Annotated in this window: 26 protein-coding genes; 12 read left to right on the forward strand and 14 right to left on the reverse strand. The window is 63.2% G+C overall.

The window, feature by feature from the left end; all coding sequences use genetic code 11:
- Positions 1-63 precede the first annotated feature (63 nt).
- The 6 genes from UB48_RS03650 to UB48_RS03675 all read right to left on the reverse strand — a co-directional run bounded on the left by UB48_RS03650 (position 64) and on the right by UB48_RS03675 (position 5,714).
- Positions 64-1,059 (reverse strand): hypothetical protein, encoded by a 996-nt coding sequence (locus UB48_RS03650; RefSeq protein WP_045194129.1) that lies wholly within the window; start codon positions 1,057-1,059, stop codon positions 64-66.
- A 220-nt stretch (positions 1,060-1,279) separates the two neighbouring features.
- Positions 1,280-2,035 carry an ABC transporter permease gene (locus UB48_RS03655; RefSeq protein WP_045194130.1) on the reverse strand — a complete coding sequence of 252 codons (756 nt, stop codon included), beginning with the start codon at positions 2,033-2,035 and terminating at the stop codon, positions 1,280-1,282.
- The gene (locus UB48_RS03660) at positions 2,035-3,234 is read right to left on the reverse strand and encodes an ABC transporter substrate-binding protein (protein WP_045194131.1); all 1,200 of its coding nucleotides are present in this window, start codon (positions 3,232-3,234) and stop codon (positions 2,035-2,037) included. The genes UB48_RS03655 and UB48_RS03660 overlap by 1 nt, the downstream gene beginning before the upstream one ends.
- Positions 3,200-4,048 (reverse strand): ABC transporter ATP-binding protein, encoded by an 849-nt coding sequence (locus UB48_RS03665; protein ID WP_045194132.1) that lies wholly within the window; start codon positions 4,046-4,048, stop codon positions 3,200-3,202. The genes UB48_RS03660 and UB48_RS03665 overlap by 35 nt, the downstream gene beginning before the upstream one ends.
- Positions 4,045-5,106 carry an acyl-CoA dehydrogenase family protein gene (locus UB48_RS03670; protein ID WP_045194133.1) on the reverse strand — a complete coding sequence of 354 codons (1,062 nt, stop codon included), beginning with the start codon at positions 5,104-5,106 and terminating at the stop codon, positions 4,045-4,047. Before UB48_RS03670 ends, UB48_RS03665 begins: the two co-directional genes overlap by 4 nt.
- A gap of 50 nt (positions 5,107-5,156) precedes the next feature.
- On the reverse strand, positions 5,157-5,714 hold the full coding sequence (locus UB48_RS03675) for a carboxymuconolactone decarboxylase family protein (RefSeq protein ID WP_045194134.1): 558 nt from the start codon (positions 5,712-5,714) through the stop codon (positions 5,157-5,159).
- 106 nt (positions 5,715-5,820) lie between these two features.
- On the opposite strand from UB48_RS03675, the gene UB48_RS03680 reads away from it, so the two are divergent.
- Together UB48_RS03680 and UB48_RS03685 are read left to right on the forward strand one after the other, a co-directional pair.
- On the forward strand, positions 5,821-6,732 hold the full coding sequence (locus UB48_RS03680; protein WP_045194135.1) for an AraC family transcriptional regulator: 912 nt from the start codon (positions 5,821-5,823) through the stop codon (positions 6,730-6,732).
- 139 nt (positions 6,733-6,871) lie between these two features.
- On the forward strand, positions 6,872-8,497 hold the full coding sequence (locus UB48_RS03685) for a methyl-accepting chemotaxis protein (RefSeq protein ID WP_045194136.1): 1,626 nt from the start codon (positions 6,872-6,874) through the stop codon (positions 8,495-8,497).
- 120 nt (positions 8,498-8,617) lie between these two features.
- Here UB48_RS03685 and UB48_RS03690 read toward each other — a convergent pair whose 3' ends face one another.
- Both UB48_RS03690 and UB48_RS03695 read right to left on the reverse strand, forming a co-directional pair.
- Positions 8,618-8,971 carry a DUF1428 domain-containing protein gene (locus UB48_RS03690; protein ID WP_045194137.1) on the reverse strand — a complete coding sequence of 118 codons (354 nt, stop codon included), beginning with the start codon at positions 8,969-8,971 and terminating at the stop codon, positions 8,618-8,620.
- Positions 8,972-9,111: 140 nt separating this feature from the next.
- Positions 9,112-11,331 carry a TonB-dependent receptor gene (locus tag UB48_RS03695; protein ID WP_045194138.1) on the reverse strand — a complete coding sequence of 740 codons (2,220 nt, stop codon included), beginning with the start codon at positions 11,329-11,331 and terminating at the stop codon, positions 9,112-9,114.
- Between the two features lie 465 nt (positions 11,332-11,796).
- Here UB48_RS03695 and UB48_RS03700 point away from each other — a divergent pair, with 465 nt between their 5' ends.
- The 6 genes from UB48_RS03700 to UB48_RS27215 all read left to right on the forward strand — a co-directional run bounded on the left by UB48_RS03700 (position 11,797) and on the right by UB48_RS27215 (position 15,048).
- Positions 11,797-12,138, forward strand: a complete 342-nt coding sequence (locus UB48_RS03700) for a DUF3077 domain-containing protein (protein ID WP_045194139.1) — start codon at positions 11,797-11,799, stop codon at positions 12,136-12,138.
- A 146-nt stretch (positions 12,139-12,284) separates the two neighbouring features.
- Positions 12,285-13,154 (forward strand): GyrI-like domain-containing protein, encoded by an 870-nt coding sequence (locus tag UB48_RS03705; RefSeq protein ID WP_045194140.1) that lies wholly within the window; start codon positions 12,285-12,287, stop codon positions 13,152-13,154.
- A 227-nt stretch (positions 13,155-13,381) separates the two neighbouring features.
- Complete coding sequence (locus UB48_RS03710; RefSeq protein ID WP_082075410.1) at positions 13,382-13,576, forward strand: hypothetical protein; 195 nt, start codon at positions 13,382-13,384, stop codon at positions 13,574-13,576.
- The gene (locus UB48_RS03715; protein ID WP_045194142.1) at positions 13,573-13,905 is read left to right on the forward strand and encodes a low molecular weight protein tyrosine phosphatase family protein; all 333 of its coding nucleotides are present in this window, start codon (positions 13,573-13,575) and stop codon (positions 13,903-13,905) included. Before UB48_RS03710 ends, UB48_RS03715 begins: the two co-directional genes overlap by 4 nt.
- A gap of 89 nt (positions 13,906-13,994) precedes the next feature.
- Positions 13,995-14,885, forward strand: a complete 891-nt coding sequence (locus tag UB48_RS03720; RefSeq protein WP_045194143.1) for a sensor domain-containing diguanylate cyclase — start codon at positions 13,995-13,997, stop codon at positions 14,883-14,885.
- A 4-nt stretch (positions 14,886-14,889) separates the two neighbouring features.
- Entirely contained in the window at positions 14,890-15,048 is a 159-nt protein-coding gene (locus UB48_RS27215; RefSeq protein ID WP_082075383.1) for a DUF2986 domain-containing protein, read from the forward strand.
- 44 nt (positions 15,049-15,092) lie between these two features.
- Here UB48_RS27215 and UB48_RS03725 read toward each other — a convergent pair whose 3' ends face one another.
- Both UB48_RS03725 and UB48_RS03730 read right to left on the reverse strand, forming a co-directional pair.
- A complete protein-coding gene (locus tag UB48_RS03725) occupies positions 15,093-15,572 on the reverse strand; it encodes an isochorismatase family protein (protein WP_045194144.1) in 480 nt (159 codons plus the stop codon).
- Between the two features lie 16 nt (positions 15,573-15,588).
- Positions 15,589-16,056: an NUDIX domain-containing protein gene (locus tag UB48_RS03730; RefSeq protein ID WP_045194145.1), complete on the reverse strand. Its 468-nt coding sequence runs from the start codon at positions 16,054-16,056 to the stop codon at positions 15,589-15,591.
- Between the two features lie 131 nt (positions 16,057-16,187).
- Here UB48_RS03730 and UB48_RS03735 point away from each other — a divergent pair, with 131 nt between their 5' ends.
- From UB48_RS03735 to UB48_RS03750, 4 genes are all read left to right on the forward strand, one after another.
- Entirely contained in the window at positions 16,188-16,574 is a 387-nt protein-coding gene (locus tag UB48_RS03735) for a hypothetical protein (protein WP_045194146.1), read from the forward strand.
- Positions 16,575-16,689: 115 nt separating this feature from the next.
- Complete coding sequence (locus UB48_RS03740; RefSeq protein ID WP_045194147.1) at positions 16,690-18,276, forward strand: hypothetical protein; 1,587 nt, start codon at positions 16,690-16,692, stop codon at positions 18,274-18,276.
- Between the two features lie 169 nt (positions 18,277-18,445).
- Complete coding sequence (locus tag UB48_RS03745; protein WP_045194149.1) at positions 18,446-19,384, forward strand: YncE family protein; 939 nt, start codon at positions 18,446-18,448, stop codon at positions 19,382-19,384.
- 11 nt (positions 19,385-19,395) lie between these two features.
- Positions 19,396-19,908 (forward strand): hypothetical protein, encoded by a 513-nt coding sequence (locus UB48_RS03750; protein ID WP_045194152.1) that lies wholly within the window; start codon positions 19,396-19,398, stop codon positions 19,906-19,908.
- Here UB48_RS03750 and UB48_RS03755 read toward each other — a convergent pair.
- The 4 genes from UB48_RS03755 to UB48_RS03770 form a co-directional block, all read right to left on the reverse strand.
- The gene (locus UB48_RS03755; protein WP_045194154.1) at positions 19,896-22,331 is read right to left on the reverse strand and encodes a TonB-dependent receptor; all 2,436 of its coding nucleotides are present in this window, start codon (positions 22,329-22,331) and stop codon (positions 19,896-19,898) included. The genes UB48_RS03750 and UB48_RS03755 overlap by 13 nt on opposite strands.
- Before the next feature lie 108 nt (positions 22,332-22,439).
- The gene (locus UB48_RS03760; protein WP_045194156.1) at positions 22,440-23,399 is read right to left on the reverse strand and encodes a DUF4880 domain-containing protein; all 960 of its coding nucleotides are present in this window, start codon (positions 23,397-23,399) and stop codon (positions 22,440-22,442) included.
- Positions 23,400-23,404: 5 nt separating this feature from the next.
- Positions 23,405-23,908, reverse strand: coding sequence for a sigma-70 family RNA polymerase sigma factor (locus UB48_RS03765; RefSeq protein WP_045194157.1), 504 nt, complete (start codon positions 23,906-23,908; stop codon positions 23,405-23,407).
- A 160-nt stretch (positions 23,909-24,068) separates the two neighbouring features.
- Positions 24,069-24,881 carry a class I SAM-dependent methyltransferase gene (locus tag UB48_RS03770; protein WP_045194159.1) on the reverse strand — a complete coding sequence of 271 codons (813 nt, stop codon included), beginning with the start codon at positions 24,879-24,881 and terminating at the stop codon, positions 24,069-24,071.
- Between the last annotated feature and the right edge of the window lie 138 nt (positions 24,882-25,019).

Raw genomic sequence — 25,019 nt, forward strand, 5'->3', positions numbered from 1 at the left:
AGAACCCGATCATCAACTTGCCGCACCCAGGCGGCAAGTTGATGGGGGTAGCGTGCTGACCTGTCAGGGGCTGACGGGATCAAGCGTGAACTGTTGCATTGGCGTGCCGTTCCAGCGGTCCAGCCAGGACATTCCCAGGTCGTCGAGAAAAGCGGTCAAGGCTTTATCAGCCGCGCCCGGGCCCTGAGGAAAGAGGCCCTTTCGCCGACTGTTGTACGTCCAATGTTGGAAGGCCTGTGCCTTTGAAGTGCGCGGGCGGGCCCAAACAGCGGCTCGGCCAACCTCTATATTTTCCCCCTCCAGCAGCAATGCCCCGCCCTTGCTGTCGGCCACTGCGGAAATCATTTCGTTATCTGCAGTGTGGCGCCATTGCTGCGCTGGATCGGTAGCGTTGCAAGTAACCAGGCCGACACGGCGAGTCGCGAGCGATTGCGAAGCATCAAGCTCCCCTACGGCCAGGCAGTGGCCATTACTCTGTTTGATTTGCACCCACGGAGCGACGGGCTGTTGAATCGGTGCAATCGTAAAGTTCTGCGTCACACGGCCACTGACCCAAGGGTCCAGCCAAGCGCCACCCGCGCCAAACACGGTCAACGCAAGCCCTGCGTGGCTAGGGTTTTGCGTCGTCAGTCTGTTTCGCTGGGCGTCATGCTCCCAGCGGTACTGGGGCCTCATTGTCGAAGGTCGTGAACGCGCCGAAACGGACGATCTGCCACCGACTATATCCATCCCGTACAGCATCAATCGCTCGCCATTCGGGTCGGTGATCTCGGAAAGCAGTTCCTTGTCTTCGTTGTATTGCCATTGCTGTGCGGGGTCCCGGTCATTGCACATGGCCAGCTCAACAACACGGAAATAATAGGGCGCCTCTGAACCGCGCGTCCCCACCGCTAGGCAGTAATTGTCTATTCGCTTGATCTGTACCAAGGTTGCGAGCGACTTTTCAGGGGGCTGGGCAACAGGCGTTGGTGGGTGCTCGGCACACCCTGCCAATAGTGCTAAAGCGATTGCCACTATCGGGATCTGGAATACGATTGCATTGAATAATCTGAGGCTCATGACATTCTCCGACGACGCTGTCAGCAGGATAAGTTCGATCTACGGCACGCATTTCCAAACAGCGGCAGTAAGGCGACCTTGAGTTATCCACTGGCTTGCGCACCTGACGTCGGCGAAGGTCAATTGCTTCATTGAAAAACTGAACGTGGTCCGAATGAGAATCTAGACGGCCACAGGCAATTTGCAAATCAATCGCTAAAGCACTGCAACTTGCCCACGATCAAGCATGCACCCATCGCCGATGCAGGCCACGGGCAATGGCATCGAGCATAAAGCCCAGCACACCGATCAGCAGCACCATCGCCATCAGCTCCGAATACGCCAGCCGGTCACGGGTATCGAGGATGAAGTAGCCCAGCCCGGCACTGACTCCGAGCATCTCGCACGGCACCAGCACGATCCACAGGATGCCGATGGCCAGGCGCACGCCGGTCAGTACATGGCCGAGCACGCCGGGGATGATCACCTTGCACAGGGTCTCCCAGCGTGTGGCGCTGAGGCTGCGGCTCAACTGCAGCCAGCGCGGGTCGAGCTGACGCACCCCCGCAGCGGTGTTGAGCAGGATCGGCCACAGCGCGGCGAAGGCCAGGAGGAAGTAGATCGGCTGGTCGCCCACCCCCATCAGCATCACCACCACCGGCATCCACGACAGCGGCGAGATCATCCGCAAGAACTGGAACGCCGGGGTAGTCGCCGCCTCCAGGTGACGGTAGCTGCCCACCAGCAAGCCCAGCGGCACGCCGATCAGCAAGGCCAGCAGCAAGCCGACAAGGATACGCTTGAGGCTGACCCAGATGTGCTCGTAGACCTCGCCCTGGCCCAGCAGCTCGATCAGGCTGCTGAGGGTCGCCTGCGGCGAAAAACGCGCCGACAGGCCATCGGCCTGGCCGAACGCATGCACGCCCAACCACCACAGCAACAACAAGCCGAGCAGGCCGGCGACGCCCAGGGCGCCATGGATTGCATGCTTGCCCATCAGATCGAAAACTCCTCGCTACGCTCGAAGCTCTCGGGCAAACCGAAGGCCTTGAGCCCGCCAACGGCGGCGATGCTGTTGCGCACGAAGCGGTCGTCGACCAGGTCGCGGGCAGTCTGCTGCGGGTCGAGGCCGGCAAGGAAACCCTTGTCGCCCTCGATCAGGGTGTTCTGCAGGCGACGCACCAGTTCTTCGGTGTAGCTGGGGAACGGATAAGGCTGAAAATCGATGCGCTTTTCGTCCCACTGCGCATGCTGGATCGCGCCACTGGCGATGTAGGCGTCGCGGGCCGCGGCCGCCGGCGCCAGCACCTGGCTGAGCACCTGCGGGGTGTGCGGGGTGTATTTGTTCGGCCCGCTCTTGGACAGCAGCGCGGCGGCTTCGGCGCGGTGCTCGCGGGTCCACAGCTGGGCCTTGACGATGGCGTTGACCACCTTCTGCGACCACTCGGGGCGGTTGTTCAGGTCGTGCTCGTGCATGAACACCACGCAACAGGCATGGTTACGCCAGATGTCGCCGGTAAAGCGTTGCACGCGGCCAACCTTGAGGTCTTCGGCCAGGGCGTTGAACGGCTCGGCGACGATGTAGCCGGCGATGCGCTTGCTGGCCAGGGCCGGCGGCATGTCTGACGGCGGCAACACCACCAGGTTGACCTCGTTGGCGGCCAGCTGGGCTGTGGCGGCCCTGGACACCGGGGTCAGGCCATGGTCGCGAAACAGCTGCTGCACCACCACGTTATGGATTGAATACCAGAACGGAATGGCCACGGTCTGCCCGCCCAGTTGCTTGACCTCGGTGATGCCCGGGGCGACGGTCAGGCCCGAGCCGCCAACGTGGTTCCAGGCCACCACTTTGGCCGGCACCTTGCTGGCATAACGGGCCCAGACGGTCATCGGCGACAGCAGGTGAATGACATTGACCTGCCCGGAGATGAACGCCTCGATCACCTGTGCCCAACTGCGTAGCAGCACCGGCCGCTCGGCCTTGATGCCTTCGGCTTCGAACAGGCCATTGTTGTGCGCCACCAGCAACGGCGTGGCGTCGGTGATCGGCAGGTAGCCGATACGTACCGGGGCGTCCGGGTCGCTCGCGGCGCGGGCCTGCAGGCTGCCGAGCAGCGGCATGGCGCCGCCGGCGGTGAGCAAGGCGCTGAGTTTGATGAAGTCACGACGAGTGTGGGTGAAGTCGTCCAGGCACATGGGCAGTCTCCGACGGCAGCGGCATAGGTTCAGAAGAAGGTTCGGGTGTGCGGCTGGCCCGCCGAAGGGTTTTGAGTATGTCGATGCGCAGCGCGCCCAGTTCCTCGACCCGCTGCTCGCGGGGTTGCGGCAGGTCGATGAGCCATTGGCCGAGGGTGCGCGCCGGGTGGTTGCCCAGTAGCAGCACGCGATCGGACAGCAGCAGGGCTTCGTCGATATCGTGGGTAATAAGGATGGCCGCGGTGTTGTGCCGGGCAATCAGTTGCAGCAGCAGTTGCTGCATGTCGGCGCGGGTGACTTCATCCAGCGCACCGAAGGGTTCATCGAGCAACAGCACTTGTGGCTGGCGCGCCAGGCAGCGGGCCAGCGCGGTGCGCTGGGCCATACCGCCGGAGAGCTGCGCCGGGTACTGCTCGCGTGCATGCTGCAGGCCGACCGCCTCGATGGCATGGTCGATGCGCGCCCGTCGCTCACTGGCAGCGAGCTTGGGCTGGCGGGCGAAGTCCAGGCCGAAGGCAACGTTGCTTTCCAGGCTCAGCCAGGGCAGCAGGCTGGGGTCCTGGAAGGCCACCGCCAGGCGCGGGTGCGGGCCCTGCAACGGCTCGCCGAGCAGGCTGACGCTGCCGGCGCGGGCCTGCTGCAAACCGGCCAGCACCCGCAACAGGCTGGATTTGCCAACGCCACTGGGGCCGAGGATGGTGATCACCTCGCCCGGCGCCAGTTGCAGGTCGAAATTTTCCAGCACGCTTTGCCAGCCTTGTTCACGCGGGTAGCCGAGGCTGATGCCTCGGGCGTCGAGCAACACTTCGGTCATGCTGACGACGCCTGGCGCTGCAGCTCGGCGCGCAGTTGCACCAGGCTTGGGGTGACGATCGGCACGAACGCCGACTCGCGCCAGCGCCGGGCAAAACCTGCGCCGTAGGCGGTCAGGTAAGCCTTGCCGCCACTGGCTTGCAACTCAAGCTGCACGGCATCGGCAGCCGTTTCGGCAAGGGTGATGCGCAGCTTGAACAAGGCCGCCGGCTGGCTCAGGAAACGGCCGTCGAGCAAGCCCTTTTTCAGTTCGGCCACGGTGTTTTCCAGGCGCTCGCGCAGCACCTGCAGCGCCTCGCCAAGGAACGAGCGCATGCCCTGAAGGTGCCCCTCCACCTCGCTCAATGAGCGCCGCGCCAGGCCGATGGCCATGCCGCATTGCAGGCCCAGGAACGACGGGCGCACGGCAGGCAGAAACTGCTTGGCGTTGTCGTGCAGCAGCCAGTCACGGCTGATCGACACCTGTTCGAAACTCAAGGCTGCGGTGTTGCTCGACTGCAGGCCCATTAACTCAAGGTCGTCAGAGCGGCTCAGCCCGGTAGCGTGATCGGGAATCGCCAGCACAAACGGCGAGGCGCCCTCTTCTTCAATCGCCGCCGCCACCACGAAACCGCCCTTGCGCAGGTTGGTGACCCAGTGCAGGCGCCCGGCCAGGGTCCAGCCCTGGTCGTCGCGCAGGCCCTTGACCTGCAGCGCTTCGATACCCGAGAGGTACTTCATGGCGTTGGACAGGCCGGTGGCGCCAGCCAGTTGGCCGCTAAGCAGCTCAGGCAGCAGGCGTTCACGCAGCCCGGCGTTGGGGCTGTGCAGCAGGTATTCGATAAAGGCGCGCTGGCCCCAGAACACGAAGGCTGCCGCCAGGGAATGGCTGGCGACCGTGGCCAGCGTCTCGACCGCGTCGGCGACCGTGCCGCCACTGCCGCCCAGGTTCTGGTCAATACCGACGCGCAGCACCTGCGCCGCCGCCAGTTGCCCCAGCACCGCCTGCGGGTCGCCGTGGCCCTGGTCGAGAGCTTCAGCCTGGGCGTCCAGCCACGCGACCAATGCGGGATCGAGCATAGGGTTTACTCCTTTAACAATGCGCCAGCCTGCGCTGGCGCCGAGGGTCGTTATGCCGAGGGCTGCCAGCGGTACTTGCTCAGCTCGTCATTGAGCGGCGTCTGGGCGAACACATTAGCAAAGTTGCACAGGGTTGCCAGACTGACACCGAGGATCACCTCCAGGGCATTGCCTTCGCTGTAGCCGGCTTCGCGAAACGCACCGTAGCCGGCTTCGCTGACATTGCCGCGGGTGGCGATCACTTCGCGGGTGAACGCCGCCAGGGCTTCGAGCTTCTCTTCTGGCAGCTCGCCCTTGGCGCGCAGGGCGTCGACCACCTCCTGCGCCAGCTTGGCCTTGTTCAGTGCCACGGCGGTGTGGCCGGCCACGCAGAAGTCGCAGCCATGATTGGTGGCGGCCACCAGTTGCACCACTTCACGCTCGGCCAGGCTCAGCTCGGCCTTGCCGTTGAGTGCCGAGACGGTGACGTAGGTTTCCAGCGCCGCCGGGGCGCTGGCCAGCACGCCGAGCAGGTTGGGGATGAAGCCCGAAGCCTTCTGGGCGTTTTCCAGGTAAGGGCGTGCAGCCTCTGGGGCGCTTTGCAGAGTATGGACAGTGACGCGCGACATGGAGTGGACTCCTGCTGACTGAGGGTGTGCCACAAGTCTGTTGGTTATAAGAATTACCTGCCATATTCTGCAGTCGCTATTACTTGCTCCTGAGTCTTTTCATTAGATGATTTCATCCAGCCCAGTAGTCGATTGGTTATTAGAAAGCCTTGAGCTAGACGCCAGCCTGTTCCATGTCGGGCGTTACTGCGGTGGCTGGCACGCCAGCACCCACGGCCTGGCGCGGGCCAGTTTCCACCTGATCGTCCAGGGCCACTGCTGGCTGCATATCGATGGCCAGGCCGAGGCCATTCGCCTGCAAGCGGGCGATGCGGTGTTCCTGCTGCGCGACTTCAACTATCGGCTGTCCAACGCCGAGGAGTGCGAGCTGGCCCAGCAGCAACCGCGCCAGGTCATGCAGCCGCTGGACAGTACAGCCGCCGATGGCGTGGGCCTGGTGTGCGGCTTCTTTCATTTTCAGCCGGGCTTGTCGTCGCTGATCATCGATGGCTTGGACGACTGGATCATCCTGCGCGCCGGCGACCCGGCGCTAAGCGCGGCGCGGGCGCTGTTCGAGCTGATCCTGGCCGAGTGCCAACGCCTGCCTGCGCCCTCCTCGGCCTTGCTCGAACGCTTGAGCCACTTGCTGTTCTTGTACGTGCTGCGCCAGCGGGTCAGTGACGACCAGGGCATCCGCGGCCTGGTCGCCCTGGCCCGCCACGGCAACTTTGCCAGCCTGCTCGAGCAGTTGATCGAACACCCCGAGCAGCCTTGGTCGCTGGAAAGCATGGCGGCCTGCACCGGGCTGTCGCGCTCGGCGTTTTTCAAGCGTTTCAGCGAACTGGCCGGGCAATCGCCGGGGCAGGTATTGCTGGCCCTGCGCATGCGCCATGCCTGCCAGTTGCTCAAGGCCAACAACACCGTCGAGCAGGTGTGCGCAGCGGTGGGGTATCAGTCGATTGCCGCGTTTACCCGCGCCTTCAGCAAGGCCGTCGGCGTGCAGCCGGGGGCCTATCGGCGCCAACATGAGGGGCGCTGAGGCAAACAGCGTGCGGTAATCGAACACAAGCAGGCTAAGCGCCCTCAAGTCCGCCGCCGGCGACTCCGATAGCAGACCACCCACCGCCGTTGCCGCGGCAAAGCGTGGTGCTGATAACAACTCAAGGAGTACTGCCCGCATGTTCGCCGACCTGAAAATCCGCACCGGTATGTTCTGGGTGCTGTCGCTGTTCAGCCTGACCTTGCTGTTTTCCACCGTCAGCGCCTGGCGCGCGGCGGTGGGCAGCGACCAGCAGATCAGCGAACTGGACCAGACCGCGCACCAGTCGGATCGCCTGAACAACGCCTTGCTGATGGCGATCCGCGCCAGCGCCAATGTCTCTTCGGGCTTTATCGAACAGAGCGGCGGCCACAGCGACAGCGCCAACAAACGCTTGAAGCTCTCGCAAGAACTGCTGGGCAACAGCGCGCAACTGATCAGCGAGCTGGTCAGCAATGCCCAGGAGCCCACCTTTAAAGGCCTCGCCGTCGAGCTGCAAACCACCTTCGGCGACTACGCCAAGGCCGTGGCCGGCCAGCGTGAAGCGACCGGCAACAACGACCTGCAGCATTACTTCAGGGTCAACACCGACGCTGGTAACGCCATGGGCCGCTTGCAGGCGCTGCGCCAGCAACTGGTGGCGGCGTTGAGCGAGCGCAGCCAGCAGATCATGCTCGAATCCGATCGACGCCTGAGCAGCGCCCAGGTGCTGAGCGTGGCGCTGGGGCTGCTGACCTTGCTGCTCGGGGCGTTGTGCTGGAGCTTTATCGCCCAACGCGTACTGCGCCCGCTGCAACAGGCCGGCCAGCACTTTCAGCGTATTGCCGGCGGCGACTTGAGCGTGCCGGTGGCGGTGCACAGCAGCAACGAGATCGGCCAGTTGTTCAGCGAACTGCAGCGCATGCAGCACAGCCAGCGCGACACCCTGGGGCAAATCAGCAGTTGCGCCACACAACTGGCCGAAGCTGCCGGTGCGCTCAACGGCATCACCGAACAGAGCTCGCACAGCCTGCGCCAGCAGGACCAGGAGCTGGAACAGGCCGCCACCGCCGTCACTGAAATGACCACCGCGGTGGAAGAAGTAGCGCGCAATGCCGTGTCCACCTCCCAGGCCGCCAGCGCCTCGAATGACCTGGCCGAACAGAGCCGCCGCCAGGTCAGCGACAACCTCGACGGCACCCAGGCCATGGCCCGTGAAGTGCAAACCAGCAGCGAGCACCTGGAGCAACTGGCCGGGCAGATTCGCGATATCGGCCAGGTGCTGGAAGTGATCCGCTCGGTGTCCGAGCAAACCAACCTGCTGGCGCTCAATGCCGCCATCGAGGCGGCCCGTGCCGGTGAAGCCGGGCGCGGCTTTGCCGTGGTCGCCGACGAGGTACGCACCCTCGCCTACCGCACTCAGCAATCGACCCAGGAAATCGAGCAGATGATCGGCCGCGTGCAGCACGGCACCGAAGCGGCGGTGGCCTCGATGCATGCCAGCACCCAGCGGGCGCAATCAACCCTGGGCATCACCCAGGCCTCGGGACAGGTGCTGGAGGGGATCTACAGCGCCATTGGCGAGATCAACGAGCGCAACCTGGTGATTGCCAGCGCTGCCGAGGAACAGGCGCAGGTGGCGCGGGAAGTGGATCGCAACCTGCTGAACATTCGCGACCTGTCGACCCGCTCGGCGGCCGGGGCGCAGGAAACCCGCGAAGCCAGCCAGGCGCTGGCGGGGCTGGCCGGGCAGCTGACAGCGCTGGTGGCGCGGTTCAGGGTGTAATCAAAAGCAGCAAGGCTTTGCCTTGCATCGCTGGCAAGCCAGCTCCCACAGGGTCAGCGTTCACAGTTCCCTGTGGGAGCCGGCCTTGCCGGCGATGGGCTGCAAAGCAGCCCAAAAACCTCAAGCTTCCACCAGAATCTTGAACCCACCAAAAATCATCCGCATGCCATCAAACGGCATCGGATTCTTGTCCGGCTGCAAGCGCGGGTCTTGCATCATTTTCTGCATCCCGGCATCGCGCACCTCGCGCGACGGCCAGAGGATCCAGGAAAACACCACCGTCTCGTCGCCCTTGAGCTTCACGGCCATGGGGAACGAGGTGACCTTGCCATCCGGCACATCGTCGCCCCAGCATTCGATGACCTTCAAGGCACCGCATTCCTTGAACACTACGGCTGCTGCTTCGGCGTGCTTTTTAAAAGTGTCGCGGTTGGCGGTGGGGACTGCGAGGACGAAACCGTCTACATAGGACATGGGGGCACTCCTGCACGTGGGGTATGTGCAGGATGGTCGATTGGGCCGGGGGTGGATCGACAGGCTTGCACGCAAGCCCGACCGATGGTCATCGCACCCTGTGGGAGCTGCTTGCCAGCGATGAGGCCGGCAGCCCCGGCTCAAAACCGCGTAGTCGCACTCACCCCGAAGGTACGCCGATCCCCGCGCGCATCCCAGGCAATATCAAACGGCAGCGGCACGCTGTCGGTCTTGTACTGCTTGTCAGTCAGGTTGTTCACGTAAGCGGTCAGGTCCAGGTCATAGCGCCCGCCCAGGTGATAAGTGGCACTGGCATTGCCCAGGGTGTAGCCGCCCTGGGACACGCTGTGATCCTGCTGCGCCGTGGGCAGGAAGAAGATCCGGCTCTGGTAGCGCCAGTCCGTGCCCAGGCGCACTTCATCGCCATTTTCCAGCGGTATCCGGTAACTGCCGCCCACCGCCAGGGTCCGCGACGGCGAGCGGGCAATGCGGTTACCGGAGTAATCCACCCCACCCGACTCGAAGTCCTGCAATTCGGTATGCAGCAAGCCGAGCGAGCCATGCAGCTCCAGGTTGCTGAACGGCAAGGCCTGCAGCTCGAACTCGGCGCCGCGAATCACCCCCTGGCCGCTGTTGGTCAGCAGCGACACCACCTGCCCGTCGCGCACCGACACGGCGTTGACCTGGATATCCGAGTAGTCGTAGTAAAAGACGTTGGCGTTGGCGATCAGGCGCTCATCGAACCACTCGCTCTTGACTCCCAGTTCATAGGCATCGACGTTCTCCGGCGCCACCACCGAGGCCTCGGCCTGCACCTGCGCACCGCCGCTGAAACCACCGGAGCGAAAGCCCTTGGCATAACGGAAATACACCCGCGCGTTGTCATTGAGCTGGTACTCGGGGGTGAAGTCGTAGGTTAGCTTGTTCCAGGTGCGCTTTTCGTCCTGTTCAACGCGGGTCACCAGGTCGCCGCTATAGTGCTTCCACCAGTCGCGTTCGCTGCTGTAGCTGACCCCGTCGGCATCCGGCGCGGCGACGCGGTGCAGGTCGATGTCCTTGGTTTCGCGGGTCCAGCGCAGGCCGGCGGTGAGGCTCAGGTTGTCAGTGGCCTGCCAGGTGCTGCTGCCGAAAATCGCGAAACTGTCGGTGCGCTGATCGATATCGGTACGGCCATAATCGGCCACGCCAAAGGCCTGATTGTAGGGCTTGGGCAACAGGCCGTTGTCGTTGCGGCTGTCGAGCTGTTCATGGAACAGGTGGGTGCCGACGATCCAGCTGAGCGGCTGGTTCTTCGCCGAAGACAAGCGCAACTCCTGGGACACCTGCTTCCAGCGGTCATCGTTAAAACCGCGGCCGAACTCGTAGATGCTCATGTTCGGGCTTTCAGCTTTTTCGTGAATATCGTCGAAGGCGGTGATCGAATCCAGTTGCAGGTCGCCCAGGTCCCACTTCAGCGCCAGCTGCACACCGTTGTGCTCGATGCGGTCTTCGGCCTTGCCGGTAAATGCGGCCTCATCGGTATCCGGCTTCGGCGCCGGGCCAAACAGCGTGTTGCCGCCCGGCCCCGAGCCCCAGGCGCGGGTGGCAATGCCCTGGCCTGTGTAGTCGCGGCCATGCACTTGCAGGGTGGCCTGCAGGTCGTCGTTGATCTGCGCCAGCAACTGCAGGCGCAGGGCCTGGTCGTGGATATCGCCGACGGTGTGGCCATCAACCTGGTTCTCCAGTTGGCCATCGGCGCTCTGGTCGACAAACGCCACCCGTGCGGCCAGCTTGTTGTCGATCAGCGTATCGCCATAGGCACCTTCGTACAGGCGCGAATTGTAGTTGCCCAGGTCGAGCTTGAAGTAACCGTTGGCTTTCTCGAAATCCGGCTTGCGCGAAACGAAGTTGATCGCCCCGCCGGTGGTGTTCTTGCCCCACAGCGTGCCCTGCGGCCCGCGCAGCACCTCGACGCGCTCCATGTCGTAGAGCGGAAAACCGGTGGCTACGTGAGGGTCGATATACACGTCATCGGTGTAGATGCCCACCGGGTAAACCGTGGTCGAGGCCATATCCCCCGAGCCCATGCCACGAATGTACCAGCGCGGCCGCTGGTGCCCGGCAAACTCCGGGGCGATGGCGTTGGGCACGTTCTGCAACGCCTTGCCGGCACTGAAACCGCCGCCGCTGTCGGCGATCTGCCTGGCGCTGACCACAGAGATGGCCGAGGGCACGTCCTGCACCGACTCTTCGCGCTTTTGCGCGGTGACGGTAACAGTCGGCAGGGCTTCGGGGGCTGGCTCGGCGGCGAAGCCGGGGAGCGTGGGCAAGGCTGCGGCGATGGCCAGTAACAGGGGCACGCGGGCGAAGGGAGCGGTCATGAACGTCTATGTTCCACAGGGGGGAAAGAGACGGGGGGCTTCGCAATGGTTGTGCCAGATATGTAGCTTGTTGATTTATAAGATCTTTATCTATTACCGACTGATTAGATGTTGCCTGGTGAGCAGTTGGGCAGCACAGTTTGCGTGAGCATCAGCAATGGCCTGAGCCGCAACTACGAGCACATTCCAATCTCCCCTTGAATCCCTTCTGCAACCCCGCTACCCTCCCCCTGTCGCTGTAAATCCAGCGGCCGGGTTTGGTAGCCCGAGTACTCTAAGGCGTGCAGACGCCGCTCCCGATCAGCCGGCGTTTTTTTGTGCCTGCTGTTCGTGCTATGGCGGCTGTGCGTGGGGCGCATTCGTGCGCGCTGGGTTCCTAGAGTCCCGGTCTACCAACCTGCGTACAGCCGTCACCAATCGTTTGGTAGCGATTGATGCTGGCTCCACCACTCTAGGAGCACAACAATGACAAAGCCCGTCCCCGACCCACCCCTCGTCACCCAAACCGCCACCACCTTCGGCTCCTGCAACGGCAGCCACGCCCCTCTGTTCGCCGTGCGCACAGGCGCTTCAGCCGAAGATGCCCTGGTGCATGCCACCGTTCTGCTCAAAAGCGCCTACCAGACCAACGCCCAGGCCTGTGAAAAGGTCGACCCCGACGTGCGCGGCCTGCTCTGGGCTACTCAGCACTCGCTGGAAATGAGCATTGCGCTGGTCGAAGCGTGCCTGGACGAAGTCGAGGCTCACGCCATGACTGCAGCCTTGCAGCGGCGTGTTGCGCAGCTGGATCAAGCTGCGCTGAAGTGAAGACTGCAGGCTAACCCCGGGCCGCCGACGCGGCCCACCGAGCGCATGCTCATCCGCTGAAAATTCATCTTGAGCAAACCCGGCTAGGCGCAGCCACGCGGGTATAGTCGATTCTATGCCGACCGTACTTCCAAGAGCCTGAAGCCGTGCCCGACCTGCCGCCCAACGCCGCCTACACCCTGCGCTTCAGCGCTGTACTGGCCTACATCGACGCCAACCTCGACGGTGATCTGTCGGTAAAAAACCTGAGCCAGGTGGCGAACTTTTCGGTGTTTCACTTTCACCGCCAGTTCACGGCGTACGTCGGCGTGCCGGTTTCGCGTTATGTGCAGTTGATGCGCTTGCGCCAGGCGGCGCACCGGTTGGCGGCCAATGCCGAGCTTTCGGTGCTGGAGGCCGCCCTCGCGGCAGGTTTTGAAAGCCCCGAGGCATTCAGCCGGGCGTTTCGGCGGGCGCTGGGGATGTCGCCGAGCGGCTTTCGCCGGCAGCCGAACTGGCAGGCCTGGAATGCGGTGTTCGCTATCCCTCACTTTTCCAGGAGCGTCATCATGCAGGTACGTATTGTCGAGTTTGCGCAAACCCGGGTCGCGGCGCTGGAGCACTGCGGGCCGCCCGCGCAGGTCAGCCAGAGCGTGAACCGGTTCATCGCCTGGCGCAAGGCCAGCGGGCAGTCGCCGGTGGCGTCGAGCCGTTCTTTTGGCATCCCCTATGGCAACCCCGATACCACGCCGGCGGAGGACTTTCGTTTCGCCATTTGTGGCGAGATCGACGAGGCGGTGGCGGCGAATGAAGCCGGCGTGCACGAACGACTGATTGCTGGCGGGCGCTATGCCGTGGTGCGGCATGCGGGTTCGCCCGACCATATTGGTGAGTCCATCTATCCGATCTATCGCGACTGGTTGCCGGACAGTGGTGAGGAGCTGCGCGATCAGCCGCTGTTTTTTCATTACCTGAGCGTGTATCCAGAGACGCCGCAGGCGCAGTGGCAGACGGATATCTACGTGCCGTTACGCTAGAGAGGTGTATTGGGGCCTGTGGGAGCGGGCCTTGCCCCGCGATCGAGCGCGAAGCGGTCGTAACTCAGGCGCCGCCTTATGTGCTGGCTGGGCTGGCCTGATCGCGGGGCAAGCCCGCTCCTGCATGAAAACCAGCGACTAACTAGCCGCAACGCTGATTCGCGCTTACTATAAGCCCAACTCGTATTACCGCGGCTGCTGAACCCGGTACTCACGAGGAAATGATCATGCACAGAACCCGCGCCTGGAGACGTTCACAGGCCCGCAAAAACGCCAAGAGCAAAGCGCCAGACCCGCTGGTGTTCAAGCCTGAAAAGAACTGGAAGCTGCTCTACACCCGTGGCGACAAGTTGCTACGGGCACGCCAGCTTGGCCTGAGCTATCCCGTTCGCTCCACCCGCCAACTGTTGGATCAAGAGTGACTAACCTCCTGTTCGTCTGCAGCCGCAACCAGTGGCGCAGCCCTACCGCAGAAGCGCTCTGGCGCCGCCGCCCAGGCTTCGATGCCCGGTCGGCGGGCACCAGCCCGAATGCGCGCAAACCCATCGGCCCGGCGGACATTCGCTGGGCCGATGTGATTTTTGTCATGGAACGCAAACACCACAATCGCCTGCAGGCGCAGTACGCGCGGCTGCTTGAGCACAAGCGGCTCCATACCCTGGATATTCCCGACGATTTTCAGTACATGGACCCGGAGCTGGTGGCCTTGCTCGAAGACAGCGTCGGGGCTTTTCTAGCCGCCCAGGGTTGATGTACAAACGCTGGCAAGGGCAGTGTAACTGCACTAGCAATGCGGCGATCGCGCTATGATCCGCCGACACCCACCGGACGTGCCAGCCTATGCCCGTTGACCTCCAAGCGCTGTACCCGAAACTGATCCACCTGATGCTGGACACGGTCTTCGTGGTCGACAGGGATCACCAGATTGTCTTTGTCAGTGATGCCTGCGAGGCGCTGCTGGGTTACCGCGCTGGCGAGCTGACCGGCACGCCGATCACCGACTACATTCATCCGCACGACCTTGCGGTGACAAAGGCCTCCATTGTCCGGGTCATGAACGGCCAATCCCACGTCGATTTTCGTAACCGCTACATCCGCAAGGATGGCGGCATCGTGCACATCCTCTGGGCGGCGTTCTGGTCCGAGGAGGTGGGTGCGCGCATCGGTGTGGCGCGGGACGTGACAGCGCTGCACGAGGCCGAAGCGGAGTTACGCTTTCTGGCCCATCATGATCCGTTGACGGCACTGAGCAACCGCGCGCTGTTCAATGATCGGCTGGAGTCGGCCGTGCGCACGGCGCAGTGCCAGCAAAGCGCACTGGCGTTGCTGTTTCTCGACGTCAATGATTTCAAGGGGATCAATGATGTTCATGGGCATGCCATGGGTGACCGCATCCTCTGCATGATTGCCCGGCGCCTGGAAGACTGTGTGCGTGAGGCTGGCACGGTGGCGCGGATTGGTGGCGATGAATTCACCGTGCTGTTGCCGGGTATCGCGTCGCAGGAAGCCGTCTACGCCAAGGTGGGGCAGATTCTCGCGGCCATGGCCGAGCCGCTGGGTGCCGAGTTCGGCGCTGTCTCGATGCCGTCGTGCAGTGTCGGCGTAGCCTTTTACCCTCAGGACGCGGAGAATGCCGATACCCTGCTCAGCCATGCCGATGGCGATATGTACCGGATCAAGAAGCACCGCGCCGCGCAGCGGGTAGCTCTCAAGCAATTACCAGTCGAGTGACAACGTGAACCGTCAAAAGAAAATCAAGCAGCTGTTAAAGGCCCACGCGAAAAAGGCCAGCGCCAAACTGGCGCCCAAGAGCAAGCCTAAATACATCAGCAAGGCTGACCGGTTGAAACTGGAAGCTGAGGCCAGTGAAGCTATTGTCACGCCTTCAGAGTGAGAGCTGCGTATCCCGAAGCATAGGCAACGACTACTGCTACAGACTCAAGCATCAAGCTCAGCAATCACCTCTGCCCGGGTCGTAACCTGACGAAAGTGATGCTTCCACAGACTGATGCCCAACTGCCCCGAGCGGTCCAGCGATGAGCCCACCGTAAGGTCGGTCACCAACGTCGGCGAGAGCCCGGCATCGAACAGCGCAAAGCCGGCGGCGAGCACGCAGGTTTCGGTCTGGATGCCGCACACCAGCACGCGCTCGACGCCGAGTTGCTTGATGTACTCGATGGTTTCAGCGGTCTGCCCGTAACCGTGCTTGATAAACACTTTATCGGCCTCGACCAGGCTTTCGTCTTCGGCCGCAGGATGCCAGCCGAGTTGCTGTTCAAACGGCGTCACCTGCTCATCGTGCAACTCGACCGAGGCAATCGTCAGGATCCGTTCTGACAACGCCCGCACGCCATCGACCAGCCACTCGGGCGGGCTGAAGGTGGACTGGACATCTACGATAAGCAAAACCTGGCGCATAACGTTCTCTTGAGCATCAATCAATGGCGCGGAGTATATCGTCCTGCAACGGCTGTTCGCCTGCCCAATGACCGCGCGCGTTCAGGCTTGCCGATAAAAACTGCAGCGCGCGCTGAAAGACCGGATGGCAATCGGCAAGGGGCAAATGCTCGAGCGCAGCCCAGAAGAATTCGAACCTGTGGCCGTGGTCGTCAAGCGTCTGATGCGTCCATTGCTCCGGCAAAGGTCCGCTCGCCTGGCACAGGTGGAACGACCAGACCTGCCCCAGATGCCCGGCGTCCCAACAGCCAAGATCATCGGCAAGGGTCGCGGCATTGATGCCAGACTCTTCGGCCAGTTCCCGCAGCGCTGCCTGGCCCGCCGTTTCGCCTTGTTCAATCGTGCCCTTTACTAGCTGCACACCCGCCAGCGGATGACGAAACAAGAGGATTCTGGGGTTCGGGGTGGCGGCAACAACCACGGCGCAGGCCTTGTTGGGGAGCATGGCGATATCCTTGTCGGCAAAGAGGGCTGCGCATCATACGCCAGCGCTTTAGCCGCGCAGCCATAGAACTTTTCTCTGTTTACCGGTCTATTGGGATACGTTCAATGGTCATTCAGAGGTTGTCTTCGCTCATGAAACTCCATGCCCCACGGATGCTGCTCGCTGCCCTGTTCGCACTCGCGGCAGCGGGCTCGGCATCCGCCACTCAGATGAAGACGTCCACCCCGCTGCTGGCCCCCGAAGCCCGCGCTGTGCAACCTGCACCAAGCCCCTGGCCGAGCCTGGCGAGCATGACCGAGCAACAGCGTGGGCCATTGCTGGCCCATGACGACCGCTACCGCGATGACCACCGCTGGCACGACCGCAGGGACGACTGGCGCCGGGAAAACTGGCGCAGAGAACAATGGCGCAGGGAGCAAGCCCGACGCGAGGCCGAGCGCCATCGTTATTGGGAACGCCACCATGACCGGGCCATGCGTTACCGTTACGAGGACGACCGCCGCTACTATCGTCGTTAACGTGCCGGGCGACAACTGAACGGGATTGCGGGCCAGGCTCGCTCCTACACACGCTCAAGCTTGGGAGTTCACCGCCGATACCCTTGAACAAGAATGGAATCTACGGGTACCGAGCATGACCACAATCAACGCAGGACTGCGCATTGCCCCTGCATACGCCGCCCCCCAGGCGACACCGGCCAACGCTGTCAGCAGTCGCACCGATCAGCTCGCGACGCCGCCCAGTACCTCCGTCAACCTGGGCCAAAGCCCTCGTAGCGAAGATACAGCGACTTATTCGTCGCGCGGGACCCTAGCGGTGCCGTTGCGCTATGTGCTGGAAAACGACAACCTGAACAAGCTGAGCATGAACATGATGGTGGGTGTTCAGGCCAGCGCTATCGGTTCGCGCTTCCACGGGCTCGGCGCAGCCTTGGTGAATCAACTGGTAGCCAACGGCGGCCAGTCGTTTACGCAATCGGTGTTCGCCTTCGCCGACGGCGCCCAGCCAAGCGCCGAAGCACTCAAGGTGCAGAGCAACAACCTGCGCCAGCACCCGGCCAATGCGGTAAACCTGAGCTTGACCACCGCTTCCGGTGCCACCGTGAACCTGTCCCTGGCCAGCAATGAGCAAGGCCTGGCGGTCAGCGCCGAAGTACAGGGCGGCCAGCTCAGCAGCGATGAGCTCAAGGGTCTGGCATCGCTGGCCGAAAGTTTCCAGGGCGCCATCAACGGCCTGAGCGAGCAACCACCACGCCTGCAACTGGGCAAGCTGGCCACGCTCGACCCGACCCTGTTCAGCGCGCTGCAGATGAACGCCAAGCTGGACACGGTAAATAGCGAACAGTTGACGTTCGACCTGACCCTGGATGACAGCGCGCGCAAGCTCAGCCTGCAGGGCCCGGCCGGTAACGTGCAACTGAACCTCGATACCCGTGACACTTCGCTGCTGGGTAAAAGCGCCCAGCGCCAGGCGGCGATCAGTAATTACCTGAGCCAGTTCGATGCGGCGCAGAGCCGCGGCAAAGGCGACGAGAATCTGGTGGGCCTGCTCAAGGACGCCTTCGTCCAGCTCAACAGCGCCGACGATATCGCCAGGCCAGCGACCGGCAGCATCCCGCTGCTGGCAGCCAAAGACACCGCCCTGCTCAGTGGCCTGGCCGACTTCAGTGCCTCGATCAGCCAGACCAGCCAGCAGCCCAACCCGCTGCGCCCCACCGAGCTGGATCGCTTCGACTACAAAGTGTCCCAGTCAACCACGATCAGTGGTGCATCGCCGGCGAACCGCGCGGTGCAACAGGATCAGCAAGCGAACCTGTCGGCCGCCTACCACACCAGCCTCAACCCGCAGATGGCGCTGGTCGACGCCCTGGCGACGCAGAACTACCGTTACCACGAGATCAGCGACCAATCGAGCACCAGCACGCGTTTGCGCTACGACAAGAACATCCTGGTCGAAGCCAGCGTCAGCCAGCAGGCCAGTCGCAATGAACGTGTGCGCTCTTACGCCGATGGCGTGCTGCAAAGCGACGTGAGCACACCGGCGTCGGTCTCCGAATCACGCAACCTGCTTGGCCTGCTCACTGACCTGTTCGAGCGCGAGCGCATCTCCCAGCGCGACCGCGGCGTATCGATCCTGGAGGCACAGTTGCAGTCGCTGCGCAGCCAGTGGCAGTTGCAGTCCGATCCGGCGCTGGTCCGCCCACAGGATCCCCAGCAATAGCCGTGACATTACTGGCCTCATCGCCGGCAAAGCCGGCTCCCATAATGGATCTGTGCACCCCGGACCGGTGGGAGCGGGCTCGACCCGCGATCGAGTGCACAGCGCTCGCCATACAGCCGGCACACGCTTTATCCTTGCGCCTCTTTGCCCAATGGCCTTCGGAGTTGCAATGTACATTGATGTACCCCGCCGCCTGGTGTTCTTCGATAAAAGCGACAATATTCGCCCCGCCTGCCTGACCCAGTACGATCCGGACACCGGTGCATTGACCCACCCCGTCGGTACCCAGGCCGACGACAGGGTTTGCGACATCTCCCACGATGGCCGGCGCATGGCCCTGCAAGGCACCGATTGGCGGGTGGTGCGCGGCGCCAGTCGCTCGCGCCTGAGCTTTCTTGAAGATCGCACGGCGCTGCATGAAACCGACAGGTTCCTGGCGTACTGGTCGCACCTGGACCCCAGCGGCCGGTACGCGCTGGTCGGGGTCGGCAACGATAAAAAGCGCCCGGTGGTCATCGACCTGGACAGCGGCGAATGCAGCGAACCGATCGCCCGCAATGTCGATGCCCGGTTTGGTTGCATCGACCCCGTGCAAGGCAAACTCTGGGCACCCGATGAGCGGGCCAGCAACAGTGTGCTGACGGTTGATTGCGCCAGTGGCGAGATCAACAAGATCACCCTGGTGCTGGACGCCAAGGTCAGAAGCCTGCGTTTTTCCCGTGATGGTCAATACCTGTTTGTCACCGGTGAAAACAACCGCCTGCTATGCTGCGATCGCAACGGCGAGACATTGTGGTCCAGGAACATCGACGAATATGGTCAGGTAGGCGCCGGGACAATCCTGTTCAATGAATCTGCTACTCACCTGTGCCTGCCGATCTCGGCGACGCAGCGTTCGAACTGGGGTGAAGACATCATCCTTGCGGCTGACAGCGGCCAGATCGAAACCACGGTTGTACGCCACAAAGGCCCACCCGGCCGGCTCGCCGCTGACTGGTTTGGCGATCAGTTGCTGACCCACCGTCTGGAGGTCGTGGACTTTTTCAGCGGTGCAGTCGTCGATGTGCTTGATCTGACCAGCCCCCTCTCCCCGGATAGCCCCATTTGAGAACGCCCAGCATGCTTGTACTGCCAAAGGGAGAGCGCCACGGGATACGAGTATCCCCGCGCTGGCCGTCCTCTGAAGTAGCCATCGATGAAGAAACTTTCCATAAGTTGATTGAGGCCCAATCAACGCTGCCACCCGACATTGAGCTGTTGCTGGTACGCGGGTATGAAAACAAAAACAGCCATCTGGGTTCGTTCAGAACACTCTCACGCTGGCTGGGCATCAAGGTGTTCTGCGCCTGCTACCCCGGTCGCAAGGATGAAGTCGGCGAGATATTTGGCGCCAATGGCCATGACGTGGATGGCTCACATGTCGATGTCTCCATTGTGTTAAAGGGAAAAAGGCTGCGCTTTCTGCCCTTTGGCGTCTTTACCTCGCTGACTCGCCAGCACGCACGCGCAGCGCACTACCTGGTGGTTATCGACAGGGTCAAAGACGCATTGAAACAATGCGGCTTTGACATCCATCGAAACGAAACAGAGAGCATGCAGATCCATTGCGACTACAAACCTCAGAAGTCGTAACGCACATTCATCATCACATTGCGCGGCGGCCCGTAGTGCCCGTAGCTGCCAGAGAAACCGGCGTAGTACTTCTCGTCCAGCAGGTTGTTGAGGTTAAGGGTGGTGGAAAGATGATCGCTGAGCCGGTAGCGCGCCATCAGGTTGAACACCGCGTAGTCATCCTGGCTGACGCGGCTGTTGTAGCGGCTGAAGTACAACGAGTTGCTGGAGTTCCAGCTGGCGCCGCCGCCGAGGGTCAGGCGCTGCCATTGGCCGGGTAGCTGGTAGGTGGTCCACAGCCGGAAGGTGTCCAGCGGCAGCTGGCTGGTCAGGCGCTGGCCTTCGGCGTCTTCGGTGCGCGAGTGGCTAAAGCCCGCTTGCAGCTCCCAGCCCGGGGCGAGCTCACCGGCCAGTTCCAGGTCAACGCCCTTGGTCTTGGCCCCGCTGACCGCGCGGTAGGCGTCCTGGTCGGTGCCCGGCACGGTGTAGCCGGCATCCAGCTCGGCGACGTTATCGCGCTTGATCACGTAGGCGGCGACGTTGGCGTTGAGGCGGCCGTCGTAGAACTCGCCCTTCCAGCCCAGTTCATAGTTTTTGCCGACCACCGGCTCCAGCACCTTGCCGCTGCGGTCCTGGCTCGACTGTGGTTTGAAGATATCGGTGTAGCTGACATAGATCGACTGCTCGGGCGTCAGGTCATAAACCACCCCGGCGTAGGGCGTGACTTCGCCGCGTTCGGTCATGCTGTAGTCCAGCACGTAACCGGAAGCCAGGCTCTTGGAATAGTAGTGATAGCGGTAGTTGCTGGCCCGGGCGCCGAGGATCAGGTGCAGGCTGTCGCTGAGGTTGAAGCGCCCGGCGACGAAGTAGCCGCTCTGGCGGGTGTCGACGTCGTAGTCCAGCGCCGGGGCGAAGCTGCCCTTGTCGGGCTTGGGCAGTTCGTTGTTCCAGGTATTGAAGTCGACGATGGCCGAACGCCCGCTGGTGGCGTAGTGGTGGTTGACGTAGTCGAGGTAGTTGGCGCCGACGATCAGTTCATGGGTTTGCCCGAATAGCTCGAATGGCCCCTGCAAGGTGGCATCGACGGCTTTCTGGTGCTGGGTGGCTTCGGACCAGCCCTGGCTGATGGTGGCATTGCCCTCGGGGGTGATGTACGACATGCCGGTGGAGCTCTGGTAGGAGCCGCTACGGGTGTCGCGATCGACATCCATGAAGGTACCCGCGACCTTCAACTGCCAGTCGTTGGCCAGCTGCTGTTCGAGCGCCAGGCTGTAGTTGTTGGTGTCGAAGCGGTCTGACGCCCAGCGCGCGCCGGAACTGGCATCACGGGAGAAATCCGTTGGCTGGCCGTTGCTGAACAGGATCGGCACCCCCTGGCCGCCGGTGGGCCGGTAGCGCTGGTGATCGATGCTCAGGCGCACCAGGGTGGTGTCGCTGAGGTCGGCTTCGAGCGCTGTGTAAAGAATGTCGCGGTCCTGCTGGTACCAGTCCATGAACGTGTCGTTGAGCTGCTTGGCCGCCACCATGCGCCCACGCAGGTTGCCGGTGGGGGTCAGCGGCCCGGAGACATCTGCCTCCAGGCGCTTGAAATCCCACGACCCGATGCCGCCTTGCACATAACCCTGAAACTCGCGGGTCGGGCGCTTGCGGATGACGTTGACCACGCCGCTGGGGTCGCCCGCCCCGGTCATCAGCCCGGTGGCACCGCGCACCACCTCTACCCGGTCGTAGATGGCCATGTCCAGCAGGGTGCTGGGCATGGTGCGGGTCTGGTTTTCCTGGTAGGTGGTGACGCCGTCGAACTGATAGGTGTTGATGGCGCTGCCGCGCGAATAGATGTTGAAGCGCTCGCCGCCGTCCTGGGACATGGTCACGCCGGGGGTCTGGTTGAGCACATCGGACATGTTGCGCAGCTGCTGGTCGTCCATGCGCTGGCGGGTGACGACACTGATCGATTGCGGTGTTTCGCGGATCGACAGGTTCATCTTGGTTGCCGTGCTGGTCGAGCCGCTGGTGTAGGAGCCCGTGCCTTCGGTAGTGGCGCCCAGGCCGGCGGCGCTGACACTGGTCGCTCCCAGTTCAAGGGCACCGGCATCCGCGGCGCGGGGTATCAACCGGTAACGTCCCTGGCCCATGACCACAGGTTGCAGGCCGGTGCCGGCCAGCACTTGCGCCAGTGCCTGGTCGACGGCGAACTGGCCGCGCAGCCCGGGGCTGTGCAGGCCGTTGGACACCTGCGAGTCCACCGCGACCATCACCCCGGCCTGCTGGCCAAACTGGCCGAGCACGCTGTCCAGGCTCCCCGGGGCGATGTCATAACGGCGCATACCGGCCTGCTCCGCGCTCGCCTGGGCAGCCATTACGGTTGGGTTGAAGGTGACCAGGGTAACACCCAGCATCAGGGCGCGAACGGCAGTGGCAAGGGGGGTAAGGCGACAACGCATCGAGACAGTCCTTGGAGAGCAGAGGTGGGCATGGCGCTGGCTGTTCAGCGCTTTCCCTTGTCTTGATGCGCGAAGCAAGAAAACCTGCCAACGCCAATGAACATTATTTCAGGCCGGGACAACGCTGGCCCAGTAACCCAGCAGCCGCTGCACGCGAACCGGCAACACCTGGGTGATCAGCTCAAGGCTGGCATCGGGTTGATCAAGGGAGAACGAGCCGCTGACCTGCAGCCCGGCAACCTGCGGATCACAACGCAGCACGCCGGGGCGGTAGCGGTCGAGCTCGGCCAGCAGTTCGGCCAGCGGCATGCGCTGCGCCACCAGCAGGCCCTGGGTCCAGGCCTGCGCGCCCGCTGCCAGTGGCAGCAACGGCCCGGCCCGGGTGCTGCTGTAAAGCTGTTGCCAGCCGGCCTGCAGGGTCAAGCCTGAGTCCTGCCCATGCTCGACCTGCACGGTGCCCTTGAGCATCTGCACCAGCGTCGCGCTGGGTTGCCGGCTGACCACCAGCCGCGACAGTGCCGCTGGCCGTACCCGGGCCTCGCCCGTGCGCAGGCTGACGCTGGTGCCCTGCCCCACCTCCAGCAATACCCGCCCACGGTTCAAAGTCAGCACCCGGACGCCATCGAGCAAATCACTGTCCAGGGCGCTACGGGTATCCAGTTGCAGCGCCAGCCCCGAGGCCAGGGTCCAGTTGCGGCGCTCGCCGGTGGCAGTGGCGTAATCGCTGAACAGGCCCGGCAGCACACTGCGCTGCTGTACCCCGTAGCCACTGGCGATCAGTACGCCACCGGCGACCAGGCTCTTGAGGACTGCCCTGCGCGAAGGCAGCGAACGCGCCTCAAGCAGGCTGCGCGCCCCCGCCGCCGACAAACCGCAGGTGCCTTCTCGCAGGCCTTGGCCGATACCACTGAGCCGCTGCCAGGCCAGTTCATGGGCCGCGCTTTCCTGGCGCCAGCGCTGGCAGGCGAGTTGCTCGGCATCGCAGCTCAGCCCCGATTGCAGGCGCACCATCCACAGCATCGCCTGTTCCAGAACGTGCGGGTCAAGGCGCGGCTCGGCTGCGGGCATCGGCTTCATTCGCCGTGCACGGCAGCGTAGCAATGCCGATAGGCCTTGAGCATGGCCTTCTGCACGACATTGACGCTCAGGCCCAGGCGCTCGGCGATCTGCGGGTAGGTCAGGCCATCGAGCTGGGACAGCAAAAACACCTCCCGCACCCGGCTGGCCAGGCCATCGAGCACCTGGCCGACGGCGTCCAGCGCCTCGAGCACCAGCACCCGGGTTTCTTCCGAGGGCTGATGCTGCGGCTCAAGCTGAGCCAGGCTTTGCAGGTAGGCACGTTCCAGCGCCTGGCGGCGAAAATGCTGCAGGCACAGGCGGCTGGCGATGGTGCCAAGGTACGCCCGCGGCTCGCGCAGCAGTGGCGGCACCTCGCTGCGCAGAAGCTTTACGAAGGTGTCCTGGGCCAGGTCCAGCGCCTGCTCGCGATTGCCCAGCTTGCGCCGCAGCATGGCCACCACCCAGCTGTGATGCTGCAGATACAGCGCGCCAACATCGTGAGGGCTGGACGGGGGCATGGACGGGATCTCCTGGCAGCTAAGGAAAGCCGTGCATGGTAATACTTCTCATTCATTTACTACTACTGGTTTTGCTTTGCTCGGCCATGAAACAACACAACCGACCGTTTCGCGGGGCAAGGCCCGCTCCCACAGCTTGCGCGCAGGACCCGCGATGATTTCAGCGGCGGCTGATGACCACCTCAAGGTACTCGCTCGGTACCACCAGCGATGCACCTCCCGCCACGTTGTTGTCGTTCAGCAGTTGGGTCAAGTCGCTTTCCAGCGCGCGGGCCTGGTCGCTGTCGAGCGAGGCAAACGCCTTGTGCACCGGCCCGTACCAGGTTCTGAATACGTCGATGAAGTGCGCCGGCGAACGATAGCGAAAGTTGAAGTGTTCGCGGCTGACCTTGATCGCACCGATGTCGTCGCCGAACAAATTGTGCAACTGCTCTTCATCGCCCCAGCGCGACGGCGGTTGTGCACCGGCCGGTGGCGGCACGTGACGGCCGAGGGTCTTGAACATCTGCCCGATAAAACCTTGCGGGGTCCAGTTGGCCAGGCCGATGCGCCCGCCCGAACGACATACGCGACCCAGTTCCCTGGCCGCCTGCGCCTGGTCGGGGGCGAACATCACGCCAAAGGTCGAGACCACGGCGTCGAAGGCGCCATCGGCAAACGGCAAGGCTTCGACATCGGCCACTTGGAAGGCCACGTTGAGGTGCTCGGCCCGGGCGCGCTCCTCGCCGCGCTTGAGCAGTTCGGGCACGTAGTCGGTGGAGGTCACCTGGCAGCCACGGCGGGCGGCGGCCAGGGTGACATTGCCGTTGCCGGCGGCGACATCCAGGACCTTTTCGTCCCAGCGCAGGTCGCAGGCTTCGGCCAGGCGCTCGCCAACCAGTTGCAAGGTGGTGCCAATCACCGCGTAGTCGCCGCTGGCCCACGCCGCCTGCTGGCGCGCCTTTAACGCATGCAAATCCAGGGGTGTGCTCATGGTCTGCACCTGATGAGGTTGTTCACACGAACGCTCAGCTAAACGCCAACCCTCGCCTGCGGCAAGCGCCGGCGTTTGAGCGGCAAGACCGGTTGGCTACATGGCTATAACCTGTGCGCATAAACCAAAACAGCACCC

It is taken from the genome of Pseudomonas sp. 2(2015) (genome assembly GCF_000955865.1).
Taxonomy (GTDB): Bacteria; Pseudomonadota; Gammaproteobacteria; order Pseudomonadales; family Pseudomonadaceae; genus Aquipseudomonas.